The sequence below is a fragment of the Pseudomonas sp. GW456-12-10-14-LB2 genome (assembly GCF_002884345.1).
Classification (GTDB): Bacteria; Pseudomonadota; Gammaproteobacteria; order Pseudomonadales; family Pseudomonadaceae; genus Aquipseudomonas; species Aquipseudomonas paraglycinae.
Genome location: NZ_POHV01000045.1, coordinates 26,561 through 40,715 on the forward strand (window position 1 = coordinate 26,561; position 14,155 = coordinate 40,715).

15 protein-coding genes and 1 pseudogene are annotated in these 14,155 nt (G+C 61.2%); 10 read left to right on the forward strand and 6 right to left on the reverse strand.

Features of this window, described 5'->3' with window-relative positions:
- Nucleotides 1–87 precede the first annotated feature (87 nt).
- The 5 genes from C1X29_RS24815 to C1X29_RS24835 all read left to right on the forward strand — a co-directional run bounded on the left by C1X29_RS24815 (nt 88) and on the right by C1X29_RS24835 (nt 6,851).
- A complete protein-coding gene (locus C1X29_RS24815) occupies nt 88–1,188 on the forward strand; it encodes an efflux RND transporter periplasmic adaptor subunit (RefSeq protein ID WP_085607993.1) in 1,101 nt (366 codons plus the stop codon).
- Complete coding sequence (locus tag C1X29_RS24820) at nt 1,185–4,262, forward strand: MexW/MexI family multidrug efflux RND transporter permease subunit (protein ID WP_102718601.1); 3,078 nt, start codon at nt 1,185–1,187, stop codon at nt 4,260–4,262. The genes C1X29_RS24815 and C1X29_RS24820 overlap by 4 nt, the downstream gene beginning before the upstream one ends.
- A 9-nt stretch (nt 4,263–4,271) precedes the next feature.
- Entirely contained in the window at nt 4,272–5,723 is a 1,452-nt protein-coding gene (locus C1X29_RS24825) for an efflux transporter outer membrane subunit (RefSeq protein WP_102718602.1), read from the forward strand.
- A 130-nt stretch (nt 5,724–5,853) separates the two neighbouring features.
- Complete coding sequence (locus C1X29_RS24830) at nt 5,854–6,219, forward strand: helix-turn-helix transcriptional regulator (protein WP_102687318.1); 366 nt, start codon at nt 5,854–5,856, stop codon at nt 6,217–6,219.
- A gap of 74 nt (nt 6,220–6,293) precedes the next feature.
- Nucleotides 6,294–6,851: a chorismate lyase gene (locus C1X29_RS24835; RefSeq protein ID WP_102718603.1), complete on the forward strand. Its 558-nt coding sequence runs from the start codon at nt 6,294–6,296 to the stop codon at nt 6,849–6,851.
- 52 nt (nt 6,852–6,903) lie between these two features.
- Here C1X29_RS24835 and C1X29_RS24840 read toward each other — a convergent pair whose 3' ends face one another.
- The 5 genes from C1X29_RS24840 to C1X29_RS24860 all read right to left on the reverse strand — a co-directional run bounded on the left by C1X29_RS24840 (nt 6,904) and on the right by C1X29_RS24860 (nt 9,822).
- Nucleotides 6,904–7,179, reverse strand: coding sequence for a LysR family transcriptional regulator (locus tag C1X29_RS24840; protein ID WP_007953837.1), 276 nt, complete (start codon nt 7,177–7,179; stop codon nt 6,904–6,906).
- A 55-nt stretch (nt 7,180–7,234) separates the two neighbouring features.
- Nucleotides 7,235–7,744 carry a flavin reductase gene (locus tag C1X29_RS24845; RefSeq protein WP_007953834.1) on the reverse strand — a complete coding sequence of 170 codons (510 nt, stop codon included), beginning with the start codon at nt 7,742–7,744 and terminating at the stop codon, nt 7,235–7,237.
- A gap of 146 nt (nt 7,745–7,890) precedes the next feature.
- Nucleotides 7,891–8,268, reverse strand: coding sequence for a MerR family transcriptional regulator (locus C1X29_RS24850; protein ID WP_085746847.1), 378 nt, complete (start codon nt 8,266–8,268; stop codon nt 7,891–7,893).
- 51 nt (nt 8,269–8,319) lie between these two features.
- Complete coding sequence (locus C1X29_RS24855) at nt 8,320–8,895, reverse strand: NAD(P)H-dependent oxidoreductase (RefSeq protein ID WP_102718604.1); 576 nt, start codon at nt 8,893–8,895, stop codon at nt 8,320–8,322.
- A 45-nt stretch (nt 8,896–8,940) separates the two neighbouring features.
- Nucleotides 8,941–9,822 carry a LysR substrate-binding domain-containing protein gene (locus tag C1X29_RS24860; protein WP_102718605.1) on the reverse strand — a complete coding sequence of 294 codons (882 nt, stop codon included), beginning with the start codon at nt 9,820–9,822 and terminating at the stop codon, nt 8,941–8,943.
- An 82-nt stretch (nt 9,823–9,904) separates the two neighbouring features.
- Between C1X29_RS24860 and C1X29_RS24865 the strand changes: the two genes are divergently transcribed.
- Nucleotides 9,905–10,669, forward strand: coding sequence for a sulfite exporter TauE/SafE family protein (locus C1X29_RS24865; RefSeq protein ID WP_102718606.1), 765 nt, complete (start codon nt 9,905–9,907; stop codon nt 10,667–10,669).
- Here C1X29_RS24865 and C1X29_RS24870 read toward each other — a convergent pair.
- Complete coding sequence (locus tag C1X29_RS24870) at nt 10,659–10,973, reverse strand: putative quinol monooxygenase (RefSeq protein WP_102718607.1); 315 nt, start codon at nt 10,971–10,973, stop codon at nt 10,659–10,661. The genes C1X29_RS24865 and C1X29_RS24870 overlap by 11 nt on opposite strands.
- Nucleotides 10,974–11,174: 201 nt before the next feature.
- Between C1X29_RS24870 and C1X29_RS24875 the strand changes: the two genes are divergently transcribed.
- From C1X29_RS24875 to C1X29_RS24890, 4 genes and pseudogenes are all read left to right on the forward strand, one after another.
- Nucleotides 11,175–11,765: an NAD(P)H-dependent oxidoreductase gene (locus C1X29_RS24875; protein ID WP_102718608.1), complete on the forward strand. Its 591-nt coding sequence runs from the start codon at nt 11,175–11,177 to the stop codon at nt 11,763–11,765.
- A gap of 60 nt (nt 11,766–11,825) precedes the next feature.
- Nucleotides 11,826–12,737, forward strand: coding sequence for a LysR family transcriptional regulator (locus tag C1X29_RS24880; protein ID WP_102718609.1), 912 nt, complete (start codon nt 11,826–11,828; stop codon nt 12,735–12,737).
- Nucleotides 12,738–12,840: 103 nt separating this feature from the next.
- Nucleotides 12,841–13,734 carry an NAD-dependent epimerase/dehydratase family protein gene (locus C1X29_RS24885; RefSeq protein ID WP_102718610.1) on the forward strand — a complete coding sequence of 298 codons (894 nt, stop codon included), beginning with the start codon at nt 12,841–12,843 and terminating at the stop codon, nt 13,732–13,734.
- Between the two features lie 249 nt (nt 13,735–13,983).
- Nucleotides 13,984–14,155: pseudogene (locus tag C1X29_RS24890) on the forward strand (GntP family permease); the annotation flags it as partial.

The following is a 14,155-nucleotide window of genomic DNA, read 5'->3' on the forward strand; positions in this document are numbered from 1 at the left end:
TCGATAACGCGCCCGCCTTAAGTTGCACCTTTATTTTCTTAAAACTCAAACTTTTGTGCTCGCAGCAAAGAGTCAAGGGAGTGCCACATGCTTGCTCGAAACATTATCAAGTCGCTGATCTTTATTATTCTTGTGGTGGTGTTGTCCGCTGCACTGGGCTGGCGTTTCTGGTCGCCGCCACCGGCGGCGGCCGAGCAACGGATTCCCAGCACCCGGGTCGGTCTGGCCGTGGTCAAGAAACAACCGTACACCTACTACCTCGAAGCCATCGGCAAACTCGAAGCCCAGCGCCAGGTGCTGGTGTCGGCTGAAGTCAGCGGCAAAGTGGTGGACATCGATTTCGAGTCCGGCGATGAAGTGAAGGCGGGGCAAGTGCTGCTCAAGCTCAACGATGCGCCGGAGCAAGGCGAACTGGTTCGCCTGAAAGGCGAGTACGAATCGGCCAAGGCCCAGTTCGCCCGGGTCCAGGAACTGGCCAAGACCGGCGCCGAAAGCCGTCGCGCCTTCGACAGTGCCCGCGCTCAATACGACGCGGCCAAAGGCGACATGGAGCGCATGCAGGCGCAGATCGCTCAACGGCATATCCGCGCGCCGTTCGCCGGCACCCTCGGCATTCGCCAGGCGCACCTGGGCCAATACCTGCAGGCCGGCAGCGCGGTGGCAACCCTGACCGATCCGGGCGTGCTGCGCGTCAACTTCACCCTCGCCGAGCGCGATGGCTCGCAAGTGCAACTGGGCCAGACCGTGCAGGCCAAGGTCGATGCCTGGGGTGATGTGACCTTCGCCGGCAAGATCGTCGCGGTCGATCCGCAGATCAACCAGTCCCACACCATCAACGTGCAAGCGGTCATTACCGACACGCAAAAACGCCTGCGTCCCGGCATGTACGCACGGGTCTCGGTGACCCTGCCGCAGACCGCCGAGCTGCTGATTCCGGAAACCGCGATCACCTACAACGCCTACGGCGAGAGCGTGTTCTCGGTCTACACCGACGAAGCCGGCGTGCAGAAGGTCAAGCGCGAAAGCATCAAGGTCGGCGAGCGCCGCGATGGCTGGGCGGTGGTCGACAAGGGCCTGACCGAGGGCGTGCAGGTGGTGACGTCCGGCCAGCTCAAGCTCCACGACGGCGTGGCGGTGGAAGGCGTGCCGGACACGATTGCTCTTAAACTCAGTGGGCTGGAAAAATGAATTTCACCGACCTCTTTCTTCGCCGCCCGGTGCTGGCCGTGGTGGTCAGCACGCTGATCCTGCTGTTCGGGGTGCGCGCGCTGATGAACCTGCCGATCCGCCAGTACCCGATGCTGGAGACGTCGACCATCACGGTCACGACCCAGTACCCCGGCGCCTCTTCGGAGCTGATGCAAGGCTTCGTCACGCAGCCGATCAGCCAGGCCGTGGCCTCGGTCGAGGGCATCGACTATCTGTCGTCGACTTCGACCCAGGGTCGCAGCCAGGTGACGATCCGCATGGCACTCAACAGTGACTCCATCGCGGCGCTGACCGAGGTCATGGCCAAGGTCAACCAGATCAAATACCGCTTGCCGAAGGATGCTTACGACCCGGTGGTGGAACGCACTTCCGGCGGCTTCACCAGCGTGGCCTACGTCGCGTTCGCCAGCTCCAACCTGACCATTCCGGAGATGTCGGATTACATCTCCCGCGTCGTCGAACCGATGTTCGCCGGCATCGAAGGCGTGGCCAAGATCAACATCATGGGCGAGCAGAAACTGTCCATGCGCCTGTGGCTCGATCCGCAGCGTCTGGCCGGTTACGGCATGACCGGGCAGGACGTGTCGGCGGCCATCGAGGGCAACAACTTCCAGGCGGCTCCCGGTCAGGTCAAAGGCCTGTACGTGGTCAGCAACCTGCGGGTCAATACTGACCTGAACAGCGTCGAAGATTTCCGCGACATGGTGCTGCGCAACGACAACGGCCACATCATCCGTGTGCGTGACGTCGGCACCGTGGAGTTGAACGCCGCCTCCACCGACACCAGCGGCGCGATGAGCGATGTGCCGGCGCTGTTCCTCGGTCTGGACGCGGCACCGACCGGCAACCCGCTGGTCATCGTCAAACGTGTGCGTGAATTGCTGCCGCAGATCCAGGAAACCCTGCCACCGGGCGTGACCGTGCAGATCCCGTTCGAAGTGGCGCACTTCATTCAGTCGTCGATCGACGAGGTGAGCTACACCCTGCTCGAAGCGTTGGTGATCGTGGTGCTGGTGATTTACCTGTGCCTGGGCACGTTCCGCACCGTGCTGATTCCGCTGGTGACCATCCCGCTGTCGATGCTCGGCGCGGCGATGCTGATGCAGATGTTCGGCTTCAGCCTCAACCTGCTGACCTTGCTTGCCATGGTGCTCGCCATCGGGTTGGTGGTGGACGACGCCATCGTCGTGGTGGAGAACGTTCACCGTCACATCGAAGAGGGCAAGACGCCGTTCGACGCCGCGCTGATCGGCGCCCGTGAAGTGGCCGGTCCGGTGGTGGCGATGACCTTCACCCTGGCGGCGGTGTACGCGCCGATCGGCTTGATGGGCGGCCTCACCGGCACGCTGTTCAAGGAGTTCGCGCTGACCCTGGCCGGCGCCGTGGTGATTTCCGGCATCGTCGCCCTGACCCTGTCGCCGATCATGAGTACCCGCTTGCTGGACGCGAAAACCAGCGAAGGTTTCATGGCGGTGAAGGCAGATCGGTTCTTCCAGTACCTGTCCCGTCGTTATGGCGCACTGCTCGGCGGTTCGCTGGCGCGTCGCTGGATCAGCCTGAGCGTGGCGCTGGTGATCTTCTTCAGCCTGCCGTTCCTCTATCGCTCGGCGCAGACCGAACTGGCGCCGCTGGAAGACCAGAACATCCTGCTGACCGCGATCAAGGCACCACAGCACGCCAACCTGAACTACCTCGAAGCCTACGCACACGAGCTGTACAAGACCTTCAACGAAATCCCCGAGGGTTACAGCAACTGGGTGGCGAACGGTTCCGACGGTCTGTCCAACAGCGTCGGCGGGATCAACCTGGTGGACTGGGAAAAACGCGGCCGCGATGCCAACACCATCCAGCCTGACTTGCAGGCTCGGGTGAACCAGATCGAAGGCACGAGCATTTTCGTGTTCCAGATGCCGCCGTTGCCGGGCTCTACCGGTGGACTGCCGGTGCAGATGGTGATCCGCAGCGATCAGGAATATCTGGCGCTGTACAACGTGATGGATCAGCTCAAGCAGGCGGCGCAGGCCAGCGGTCTGTTCGCGGTGGTCGACAGTGATCTGGACTTCAACAACCCGCTGGTGGAAATCCAGGTTGACCGGGCCAAGGCCAACGCCCTGGGCATCCGCATGCAGGACATCGGCGAAACGCTCAACAGCCTGATCGGCGAGAAGTACGTCAACCGGTTCTCGTTCCACGGCCGTTCCTATGACGTGATCCCGCAGTCTGTGTCGGCGGATCGCCTGACCCCGGAAACCCTGAAGCTGTATTACGTGAAGGATCAGAAGGGCAATCCGGTCCCGCTGTCGACACTGGCCACCCTCAGCGTCAAGGTCGAGCCGAATCGCCTGACCCAGTTCAACCAGCAGAACTCCGCCACGTTCCAGGCCATTCCGGCGCCGGGCGTGACGTTGGGTGATGCAGTGGGCTTCCTGCAAAAACAATCGGAAGGCTTCCCGGCCGGCTTCAGTTTCGACTGGCAGTCCGACGCCCGCCAATACGTGCAGGAAGGCAACAGCCTGGCGTTCACCTTCGGCCTGGCCCTGGTGATCATCTATCTGGTGCTGAGCGTGCAATACGAGAGCTTCCGCGACCCGTTCATCATTTTGATCAGCGTGCCGTTGTCGATCTGCGGAGCGCTGGTGCCGCTGGCGCTGGGCATGACCTCGATGAACATCTACACCCAGATCGGCCTGATCACGCTGATCGGTCTGATCAGTAAGCACGGGATCCTGATGGTCGCGTTCGCCAACGAGTTGCAGCGCCAGCAAGGCATGGACCGCGTGCAAGCGATCCAGCACGCCGCGCAGGTGCGTCTGCGGCCGATTCTGATGACCACCGCTGCCATGGTGGTCGGCCTCGCGCCGCTGTTGTTCGCCAGCGGTGCCGGCGCCAACAGCCGCTTCGGCCTGGGCCTGGTGATTGTGGTGGGGATGCTGATCGGCACCTTGTTCACCCTGTTCATTCTGCCGTCGGTGTACACGCTGCTCAGTTCGATCAAGCAACCGAGCCACGCACCCGAAGCCGAGCCGGCCGGCGTGCCGCAACCCATCCTGTGAGGACGTGACATGCATTCGATTACACGTTTGATGCTGGCGCCGCTGGCGGCGTCCATCCTGTTGGCGGCGGGTTGTGTGAACTACGCCGGGATCGATCATCAGGGCAAACTGCTGGCGGTCGCCGATGCGCCGTCCGACAGCCTGAAAGACAAGTTGCCGCCGGCCCAATGGCCGCGTGCGGACTGGTGGACATCGCTTGGCGATCCACGTCTGGGCGCGCTGATCGAAGAGGCGTATGCCAGCAACCCGGACTTGCAGGAAGTCGCTGCCCGGGTCGCCAAGGCCAACGCATTTCTCGACCTGCGCGACGCCGAGCGTTATCCGGAAATGGACGCGTCGGCGGGTGTCACTCGCGGTCGGCTGTCGCGCTTCGAGGACTACAGCGGCGAGGGTCACAAGTACTTCACCGCGCGTAATCTGGCGGTCAATTTCAGCTACACCTTCGACCTCTGGGGCGGCCAGCGCGCCGCGTGGGAATCGGCGCTCAACAGCGCACGAGCGGCGGAAGTCGATCTGCAATCGTCGCGGCTCATTCTGGCGGTCAACGTGGTCAAGGCTTACAACCAGTTGGCGTATGCGTGGCAGGTCTCGGAGCTCAACCAGCGCGATCTCGAACGCTTGAGCAAACTGGTTGACCTGACGGATTCACGTTACGGCTCGGGCCTCGACAACCTGTCGCAACTCAAGCAGGTGCAAAGCCTCAAGGCGCGTTCGGAATCGACCCTGATCGGCGCCAACGAAGACATTGAAATTGCTCGTCTCCAGTTGTCGGCGCTGATCGGCAAAGGCGTTGATCGTGCGCACACGCTCGAGCGCCCATCGAATCTGCAAGCCAGTGTGGTGGCCTTGCCGGCGCAGTTGCCAGCCCAGTTGTTGGGCCGTCGTCCGGACCTCGTCGCCGCACGTTGGCGCGTGGAGGCCGAGACTAAAAACGTCGAGGCGGTGAAGACCACGTTCTACCCGAACATCAATCTGGTGGCGGCGGCGGGTTCTCATGCATTGACGGGAGATGCGCTGTTCGCCGGGGTCAGCAAGTTCTGGAATGTGGCGCCGACGGTGTCGCTGCCGATCTTCGATGCCGGGCGCCTGCGCTCGGATCTCAAGGCCGGCAATGCCGAACTCGACAGCTCCATCGCGCAGTACAACCGGGTGTTGAATTCGGCCCTGCACGAGGTGGCGATTTCGGTGACGCAGTTGCGTTCGTTCGAGCAGCAGATCGTCGTGCAGCGCGATGCCTGTGCGATTGCCCAGTCGTCCTACGATCTGTCGCAGTCGCGCTACAAGGCCGGCGAGGACACGTTCCTCGATGCGCTTAACATCGAGCAACAATTGATTCAGGACGAAATGCGCCTGGCTTTCCTCAACAGCAAGCACATCGACAGTTCGGTTTCGTTGATGGCAGCGCTGGGCGGCGGGTTCCAGGCGCCCGCGCTGGAGACAGCGCAGAGCAGCGATTTGTAGTTGTTTTGCGGGACGCCGCCTCCGGGGCGGCTGTCGCGGGGAAAAAACATCTTGTGTATAGTCTTACTGTTCTCGTATAGACGAATACAAGCCGGATTTTTCCCGCCTATATCATCAAGGGTACCTACCTATGAACGTCCCGAATCATCCCAATCAGGATCAGATCCTTCTGGAAAATGTGCTGAACGCATTGGGAAGCCCGCTACGCCTGACCGTGTTGAAAGTGTTGTCCGATGGCCAGGAACATCCGTGCGGCCGGATCCTCAAGGGCGCATCGAAGTCGACCATGACTCACCACTGGCGGGTTCTGCGCGACAGCGGTCTGATTTGGCAGCGCCCTTACGGCCGGGAAAACCTGCTGTCCTTGCGTCGTGAAGACATGGACGTGCGTTTTCCTGGATTGCTCGACTCGCTGCTGGCGGCGGTCAAGACCGATGAACAGACCATCAGCGTCATCAGCAAACACGAAGTGACCGAAGAAAACGGAGCCGAGTGACAGACACCGCCGGTGAAGGGTTGGCCTTCCACGGCAACCAACAATTCACCATCACCAGGAAGGTGTGAGCGGGTATGGATACAAGTCATTACTGGTCATCGCGACCGCTGTCGGAATTGACCGGCTCCGAGCATCACTGGCTGTTTTTGCCCGGGGCACTGACCCCACGTCTGAAAGCCATGGGCGATTATTCAATCGAAGTCGTCGAGCAGTCCCATGGCCCGCTCAATCCTGAAGAAGCGCAAGCGCTGAACGTGCCGCCGGCCACCCTCGGCTGGGTGCGTGAGGTGGTGATGAAGCTCGATGGCGAAGCCTGCGTCACCGCGCGCAGCCTGACCAGCGTGCCGGCACTGAATGGCGACTGGGCGGATCTGAACGGCTATGGTCGTCGACCGCTCGCCGAGATTCTCTACACGTCGGAGCAGACCCTGCGCGAGCCTTTCCAATGTGCCTTGCTGCCGCCCGGTGCGCCGTTGGCCGCGCTGTCCTATCGCTACGCGCCGCAAGCCGAACGTCTGTTGGCCCGGCGTTCGCGTTTCACCCGCAATGGTTCGGCGCTGCTGGTCAGCGAGTGCTTTCTGCCAGCGTTCTGGGCTCGGGTCGAGTACGCTCAGGCGCTCAAGTCGGCCTGATGAAATGAAACCTGCGGAAGCGAACCCCCGCAGGTTTTTTTTCGCCGGTTTTTCAGAGCCGGATCACCGCTTCGATTTGCTTGATGGCTGGCGTCAGCGCTTGCGCCAGTTGCTCGGCTTTCGAGGTCGGGCGCATGGTTCTCGACGAGCGCAGAAACAACGGATCGTCGAAGCGCTTGCGCAGCCGTGCCAGCGATCCGCTGATGGCGGGTTGTTTGACGTGCAGACGTTCGGCCGTGCGGGACACGCTGCGTTCGCGGAACAGCACCAGGAAAATGATGATCAGGTTCAGGTCGATATCCGCGAAGTTGTCTTCATTGAATAGCATGGTTACATCCCTGTCATGACCCGCCGGCGTCAGCCGAGGCCAGCGGGTGTCTGGATCACTGCTCGGGTGCCAGGCGCAGTTCGTCGTTCAGACGGTAGTAACTGCGGTTGAAATAGACCAGGCCTTCCGTGGCCTCGCTGTGCTGCTGCAGTTCGAGGATTTCACAGTAGAAGATGCTGTGGGTGCCAACCTCGTCGACCTTGCTGACCCGGCAATCCAGGCTGACCAGCGCCTCTTCGATCACCGGCGAACCGGTTTTCAGGGTCTGGCAATTCACGCTGGAAAAGCGCTCTTGCATGCTCAACTGTCGATTAGCGAACGCCCCGGAGGTCGACTGGTGGTCGCCGGTCAGGACGTTCACGCACAGCACGCCATTGGTCTTGAAATGCTCGTGATTGGACGACGAGCGATTGACGCACACCAGCAGCGTGGGCGGTGAATCCGTTACGCTGCACACCGCGGATGCGGTAAAGCCGAAACGCCCCGCAGGGCCATCGGTCGTGACGATGGTGACGGCACTCCCCAGCATCGCCATTGCATTACGAAACTCCGTTGAATCAACCATCGCGTCACCTCATTCCATGTAGGTTTAATGGAGCCGATCCGTTCTTCCTTGTCCGTTGTCGTTGTGCGAAAACGGGTATCGGGCAACACGTTCGCTCTGGCGATATAGTACGTATGTATACGTACCTTGCAAGCTATTCCTTGTGCTTATTTTGTGGTCGATACGCTCGACAGGCATTGCTGTTGCGCGTGTTCAAGACTGGCCTCCAGCGCGCTCAATTCCTCTTGCTGTCGGCTGAGTTTCAACAGCTGCGCCGCGATCTCCTGTTGCTTGCCGGCAATCGCGCGGCGGGCTTTTTCATAAGGCGTCAGTTCGGGCTGGCCGGCAAAGATCGCCTGCAATTCCCTGAGGCGAAAACCCAGCGCCTGCGCGCATTTGATAAAGCTCAGCAGTTCGACCGTCTGCGGGTCGTAAACCCGGTATTTGCCCTGGCGCCGGGCCTCGGGCAGCAGGCCGATCGACTCGTAATGGCGGATGGTCTTGATCGTGGTTCCCGAACGCTGTGCGGCCTGGCCGATGTACATGTGCAAATCCCTTTTCTCCGTCAGCGGGCATGCGCACCAATAGCGGAAAACTCAATGGCGGGCAATCGATCCGGCCTGCTTCAGCCAGGTTTCGCGTTGATGGTCGCTGGCGCCGAGCACTGGCCCGAAGGTCAGCGTCCGGCGCGGTTCGATCCCGCAGAACGCCAATGTGTTCTTGCGCACTTCGTGCAGGCCGGGCATGCGATAGATCCAGCGGTAATACCAGGGCGGCGTGTCCATGGTGACTAGCAGGTGGGCGCTGCGACCGTGCAGGAGTTTGTCGGGAAATGCTTTGCCCTGGCGGTATTTGAAAGCGAAACCGGGAAGCAGGACCCGGTCGAAAAAGCCTTTGAGCAGCGCCGGAATCCCGCCCCACCAGATCGGGTAGACCAGCGTCAGGTGTTCGGCCCACAGCAGGTCGGCCTGAGCCTGGAGCAGATCCGCTTCAAGGGTTTGAACCTGACGGTAACCTTCGCGCAGGATCGGGTCGAAATCGAGTTGGCCGAGGGCGATTTCCCGCACTTCGTGCCCGGCCTCGCGGGCCGATTTTGTGTAGCGTCCGGCCAGTGCCGCGCAGAAACTTTCGCTGGATGGATGGCCGAGAATCAGCAGAATCCGCTTGCCCATAATCACTGTCCTTGAAGAAGAAACCCCAAGGGTAAAGTCTGCCCCTCAGGGCAGAGTCAAGGCGTCGAGCAAGGCGCGGGCATAGGCGGGGAGGGCGGAGAAGTCCCGGGCACACAGCAACAGTTTGCGCCTGGCCCAGCCTTCATTCATCGGCAAGGTCTTGAAGGCTTGCGGCGCAGCGCGCTGAACCGCCGCCAGCGGCACGATGCCCAGACCGGCACCTCGGGCCACCATGCGCATCACGCCGTCGAAACCATCAGCACGGATGCGGATCTGCATCCGCGAGCCGTTGTGCAGCGCCTGCTCTTCCAGGTAAATCGCCAAAGCGCTGTCGGCTTGCAGCCCGACGAAGTCATGGCGCAGAGCGTCGCTGAAACTGACTTCGGTCGCGTCAGACAGTGGATGTTCCAGCGGCAGAATCAGCACCAGCGGATCATCGCGAAAGGCTCGGGTCTGCAAGTCGGTGGTGTCGATCGCATCGGACACAATGCCCAGATCCGCTGCGCCCTGACGCAAGGCATGGGTAATGCGGGCGCTGGGCAGTTCCTGCAAATCGATGTCGAGATTGGAATGCTCACGCAGGAAATCCGCCAGCACCTCCGGCAGGTATTCGCTGAGTGCCGTGGTGTTGCACAGCAACCGCACCTGACCTTTGACGCCGCGGGCGTACTCGGCCAGATCCTGTTGCAGACGTTCCGCCTGTTGCAGCAACACCCGCGCATGTTGCGCCAGGGCTTTACCGGCCGGCGTCGGTCTGACACCACGGCGCCCGCGCTCAAGAAACTCGGTGCCCAGCGACGCTTCCATCGCCCGGATCCGCGCACTCGCCGCCGCCAGCGACAGATGGCTGCGCGCGGCGCCGGCGGTGATGTTGCCGCTGTCGATGATGTGCAAATAGAGGCGCAGGTCGGTGAGGTCGAAGTGCATGACGCGTGGCTCTTGCTGAGAGAGAGGCTGCCTCAGTGTATGACAGATTTTCAGTTCACCCGCGCAGGCGCACAGTATCGCCATGAACGCACTCGCAGATTTCTATCAAAACCTCGGTCTGACCTTGTCATTGCTGGTGATCACGACCTTCGTGGTTGCCGGCCTGATCAAGGGTGTAATCGGTCTCGGTCTGCCCACCGTCGCCATGGGTTTGCTCGGTCTGGCTATGGCACCGTCGCAGGCTGCGGCGTTGCTGATCATTCCAGCAACCTTGACCAACGTCTGGCAACTGGCGTTCGGCAGGCATTTGCAGGGGCTGGTGAAACGCTTGTGGCCGATGCTGCTGGCGATCTTCCTCGGCACGGCCATCGGCACCTTGTGGATCGGCATGGCCGGCGGGCATTGGGTGGTGCGCGGGCTCGGCGCGGCGCTGTTGCTCTATGCGTTGAGCGGATTGTTCCTGCCGACGCTGAGTGTCAGTCGCCGCCATGAACCATGGCTCGGTCCGCTGTGTGGCGTGATCACCGGCGTCATCACTTCGGCGACGGGTGTGTTCGTGATTCCCGCCGTTCCGTACATGCAGGCCCTGGGCTTGAGCCGCGATGAACTGGTGCAGGCGCTGGGCCTGTCCTTCACCGTGTCGACCCTGGCGCTAGCCGCTGGATTGCTCTGGCGCGGGTCGCTCGGCGGCGCGGAGCTGAGCGCCTCGCTGCTGGCGCTGATCCCGGCGGTTTTCGGGATGTTGCTCGGCCAATGGCTGCGTCAGCGCATCAGTGCCGTTCTGTTCAAGCGGGTGTTCTTCATCGGTCTGGGCGCACTCGGCGCCCATCTGCTGATCAGCGGCTAGCGGACGAATCGCTGAGCATGTCGATCGGGCGGATATCGAAATCACGCTCCAGGTATTCCATGCGCTGAGCCAGAAACTGCTGCATGTGCGGCAGGTTCGAGTGCACGTCCAGATGCGCCTGGCTTTCCCAGATCTCGTAGAAAATGAACAGGCTCGGGTCTTCCTTGTCGCGCAGCATGTGGTACTCGATGCAGCCGGGTTCGGCGCGGCTCGGTTCGACGTAGGCGCGGAAAAACGCTTCGAAAGCCTCGGCTTTTTCCGGGCGGGTCTTGGCGTGCAGGATGAAACCCTGGCGTTCGCTCATCGCAAAAAACTCCTCAGATTCAGATGGCGGCCAATCCTACGGCAACAATCGGCGTTCGATTCGTGCGTTTTACTCAAATGAATTTTGCGCAATCGGTGCTTATTCCGCGCGAGGCGGATCGCTAATCTGCCGCCATTCAATTTTTCCCCTTCTCCATCCAGCGCTCTGCGCTGCGCATCGGAATCCGATCGAGGCTCTCCCATGAAAAAAGTGCTGCTGCTCAATGGCGGTAAAAAATTCGCCCACTCCGACGGTCGCTACAACACCACCCTGCACGAAGCCGCGCTGAGCGTGCTGGATCGCGGCGGTGTCGACGTCAAGACCACCTTCATCGACGAGGGCTACGACGTCGCCGAAGAGGTTGCCAAATTCCTCTGGGCCGACGTGATCATTTATCAGATGCCGGGCTGGTGGATGGGCGCACCGTGGACCGTGAAAAAATACATCGACGAAGTCTTTACCGAAGGCCACGGCAGCCTCTACGCCAGCGACGGTCGCACCCGTTCCGACGCGTCGCAGAAGTACGGCAGCGGCGGTCTGATCCAGGGCAAGCAGTACATGCTGTCGCTGACCTGGAACGCACCGCAGCAGGCGTTCGATGATCCGACCGACTTCTTCGAAGCCAAAGGCGTGGACGCCGTGTACTTCCCGTTCCACAAGGCCAACCAGTTCCTCGGTATGACCGGCCTGCCGACGTTCCTCTGTGTGGACGTGATGAAACGCCCGAACATCGAAGCGGATGTGGCGCGTTACGAGCAGCATCTGACCGAGGTGTTTGGCCTCAAGGCCTGACGCTCGGCTACTATCGAAGGCCTGAGCTTGCGCAGCAGGCCTTTCGATTCGAGGACACCCGTGAAAGCCAGATCCGATGAGTTGCAGATTTTCGTCTGCGTGATCGAATGCGGTTCGATCTCCGCCGCCGCCGAGCAGGTCGGACAGACGCCGTCGGCGGTCAGCCGCACGCTGTCGCGGCTGGAAGCCAAGCTCGACACCACGCTGATCAACCGCACCACACGGCGCATGGACCTGACCGAGGAGGGCAAGTATTTCTTCGAACAGGCCAAGCTGATCCTCGACCAGATGGACCAGCTCGAAGAGCGCCTGTCTTCGCGCCAGCAGACGCCATCAGGGCGACTGCGGATCAACGCCGCGTCGCCGTTCATGCTCCACGCCGTCGTGCCGTACATCGACGAATTCCGTCGGCTGTACCCGGACATCCAGCTCGAACTCAACAGCAATGACCTGATCATTGACCTGCTGGAACAAAGCACCGACGTCGCCATCCGCATCGGCACCCTCGCCGATTCGACGTTGCACGCCCGTTCGCTGGGGTGCAGTCCGCTGTTGATCGTCGCCAGCCCCGAGTACCTTGAGAAGCACGGCGCGCCGCAGGAAGTGGCCGATTTGAGCGAGCACACCTTGCTTGGCTTCACCCAGAACGAAGGCCTCAACCAGTGGCCGCTGCGTTACGTGCACGGCGATCGCTGGCCGATCACCCCGGCGATCAGCGCCTCCAGCGGCGAGACGGTTCGCCATCTGGCGCTGGAAGGCCAGGGCATTGCCTGTCTTTCGCACTTCATGACCATCGACGACATTCGTGCCGGGCGGCTGAAGGTGTTGCTGGCGGAATTCAACAGCGGTTATCGCCAGCCGATCAACGCGGTGTACTACCGCAACTCGCAGTTGGCGCTGCGCATTCAGTGTTTCCTCGACTTCATCCAGAGCAAACTCGCGGCTTACGCCAGCGCCGATTTCAAAGGCTGATTCGTGACCCCTGCGCAACAGTGATTTGGTTATGGGCGGGTTTTTCTACCGGGCTCGCCGGTCGATACTCGTTGCATCACTTACTCACGCAGGGAGTTTCTCCATGAACGTATTCGTCACCGGCGCTGCCGGCTTTATCGGCGGCTCCATCGCCACCGGCCTGGTCCAGGCCGGCCACACCGTCACCGGTCTGGTGCGCAGCGCCGAACAGGCCAATGAGTTGAAAGCACTGGGCATCACCCCGGTGATCGGCACCCTCGACGACAACGCATTGCTGGCCGAACAGGCCCGTGCCGCCGACGCCGTGATCAACGCCGCCAGCAGCGATCATCGCGGCGCCGTCGAAGCCTTGCTCGATGCCCTGCGCGGCTCGAACAAAGTGTTCCTGCACACCAGCGGTTCGAGCATCGTCGGCGACGCCTCGGGCGGCAAATCCAGCGACGTCATCTACTTCGAAGACAATCTGCCGGAGCCGACCGTCGACAAGGCCGCACGGGTGGCCATCGACAACCTGATCCTCGCCGCAGCGAAAGACGGCGTGAACTCGGCCGTCATCTGCAACACCCTGATCTACGGCCACAGCCTGGGCGTCAATCGCGACAGTGTGCAACTGCCGCGCCTGCTGAAACAGGCACGTAAAAGCGGCGTGGTGCGTCACGTCGGCACCGGCCAGAACATCTGGTCTAACGTGCACATCGAAGACGTGGTGGCGCTGTACCTGCTGGCCCTGATCAAAAACGTCCCGGGCACCTTCTACTTTGTCGAAAGCGGCGAAGCGTCGTTCATCGACATGACCACCGCCATGGCCGAAGCCCTGAACCTGGGCCAGCCACAAGACTGGCCGCTGAAAGACGCCGAAGCCGAGTGGGGCTACGAAATGGCCAACTACGGCCTGGGCTCCAACAGCAGGGTTCGCGGCAAGCACGCCCGCGAATTGCTGGGTTGGGCGCCGAAGCGCACGTCGGTGGTTGAATGGATTCGTAACGAAATGGTGTGAGTTCACGCTGAAAAGCTGACGCCCCCGAGACCGGTGGAAACAAGCTTGCTTGTTTCCACCGGTTTTTTTGTGCCCGAAAACCATGAAAATCCCACCCCGCGATTTTCATTATTCGCGACAAGACATATCCAAAAACGACAACCCTTATCCCTCCACGAAAATTACTTTCACTTGGTTTGAAAACTCGGTCTCGAAATGATTTATGAGTTTCACAACCCATTCGAACGTGACCCTTTCGAGGAGTACCGCATGACACCGTCCTTCGGTTATTGGCTGCTGGTGTACGCCGCCATTGCCATCATCGCCCTGATCGTTCTGATCGCCCGTTACCGGCTCAATCCGTTCATTGTCATCACCCTGATTTCCATTGGCCTGGCGCTGGTGGCAGGGATGCCGCCGTCCGGGGTGGTGGGGGCGTATG

Coding starts and splice junctions, on each gene's coding strand:
- C1X29_RS24815 (WP_085607993.1), top strand. CDS start 88: ATGCTTGCTCGAAACATTATCAAGTCGCTGATCTTTATTATTCTTGTG.
- C1X29_RS24825 (WP_102718602.1), top strand. CDS start 4,272: ATGCATTCGATTACACGTTTGATGCTGGCGCCGCTGGCGGCGTCCATC.
- C1X29_RS24850 (WP_085746847.1), bottom strand. CDS start 8,268: ATGTACATCGGCCAGGCCGCACAGCGTTCGGGAACCACGATCAAGACC.
- C1X29_RS24865 (WP_102718606.1), top strand. CDS start 9,905: ATGAACGCACTCGCAGATTTCTATCAAAACCTCGGTCTGACCTTGTCA.
- C1X29_RS24840 (WP_007953837.1), bottom strand. CDS start 7,179: ATGCTATTCAATGAAGACAACTTCGCGGATATCGACCTGAACCTGATC.
- C1X29_RS24875 (WP_102718608.1), top strand. CDS start 11,175: ATGAAAAAAGTGCTGCTGCTCAATGGCGGTAAAAAATTCGCCCACTCC.
- C1X29_RS24860 (WP_102718605.1), bottom strand. CDS start 9,822: ATGCACTTCGACCTCACCGACCTGCGCCTCTATTTGCACATCATCGAC.
- C1X29_RS24835 (WP_102718603.1), top strand. CDS start 6,294: ATGGATACAAGTCATTACTGGTCATCGCGACCGCTGTCGGAATTGACC.
- C1X29_RS24820 (WP_102718601.1), top strand. CDS start 1,185: ATGAATTTCACCGACCTCTTTCTTCGCCGCCCGGTGCTGGCCGTGGTG.
- C1X29_RS24870 (WP_102718607.1), bottom strand. CDS start 10,973: ATGAGCGAACGCCAGGGTTTCATCCTGCACGCCAAGACCCGCCCGGAA.
- C1X29_RS24885 (WP_102718610.1), top strand. CDS start 12,841: ATGAACGTATTCGTCACCGGCGCTGCCGGCTTTATCGGCGGCTCCATC.
- C1X29_RS24845 (WP_007953834.1), bottom strand. CDS start 7,744: ATGGTTGATTCAACGGAGTTTCGTAATGCAATGGCGATGCTGGGGAGT.
- C1X29_RS24830 (WP_102687318.1), top strand. CDS start 5,854: ATGAACGTCCCGAATCATCCCAATCAGGATCAGATCCTTCTGGAAAAT.
- C1X29_RS24855 (WP_102718604.1), bottom strand. CDS start 8,895: ATGGGCAAGCGGATTCTGCTGATTCTCGGCCATCCATCCAGCGAAAGT.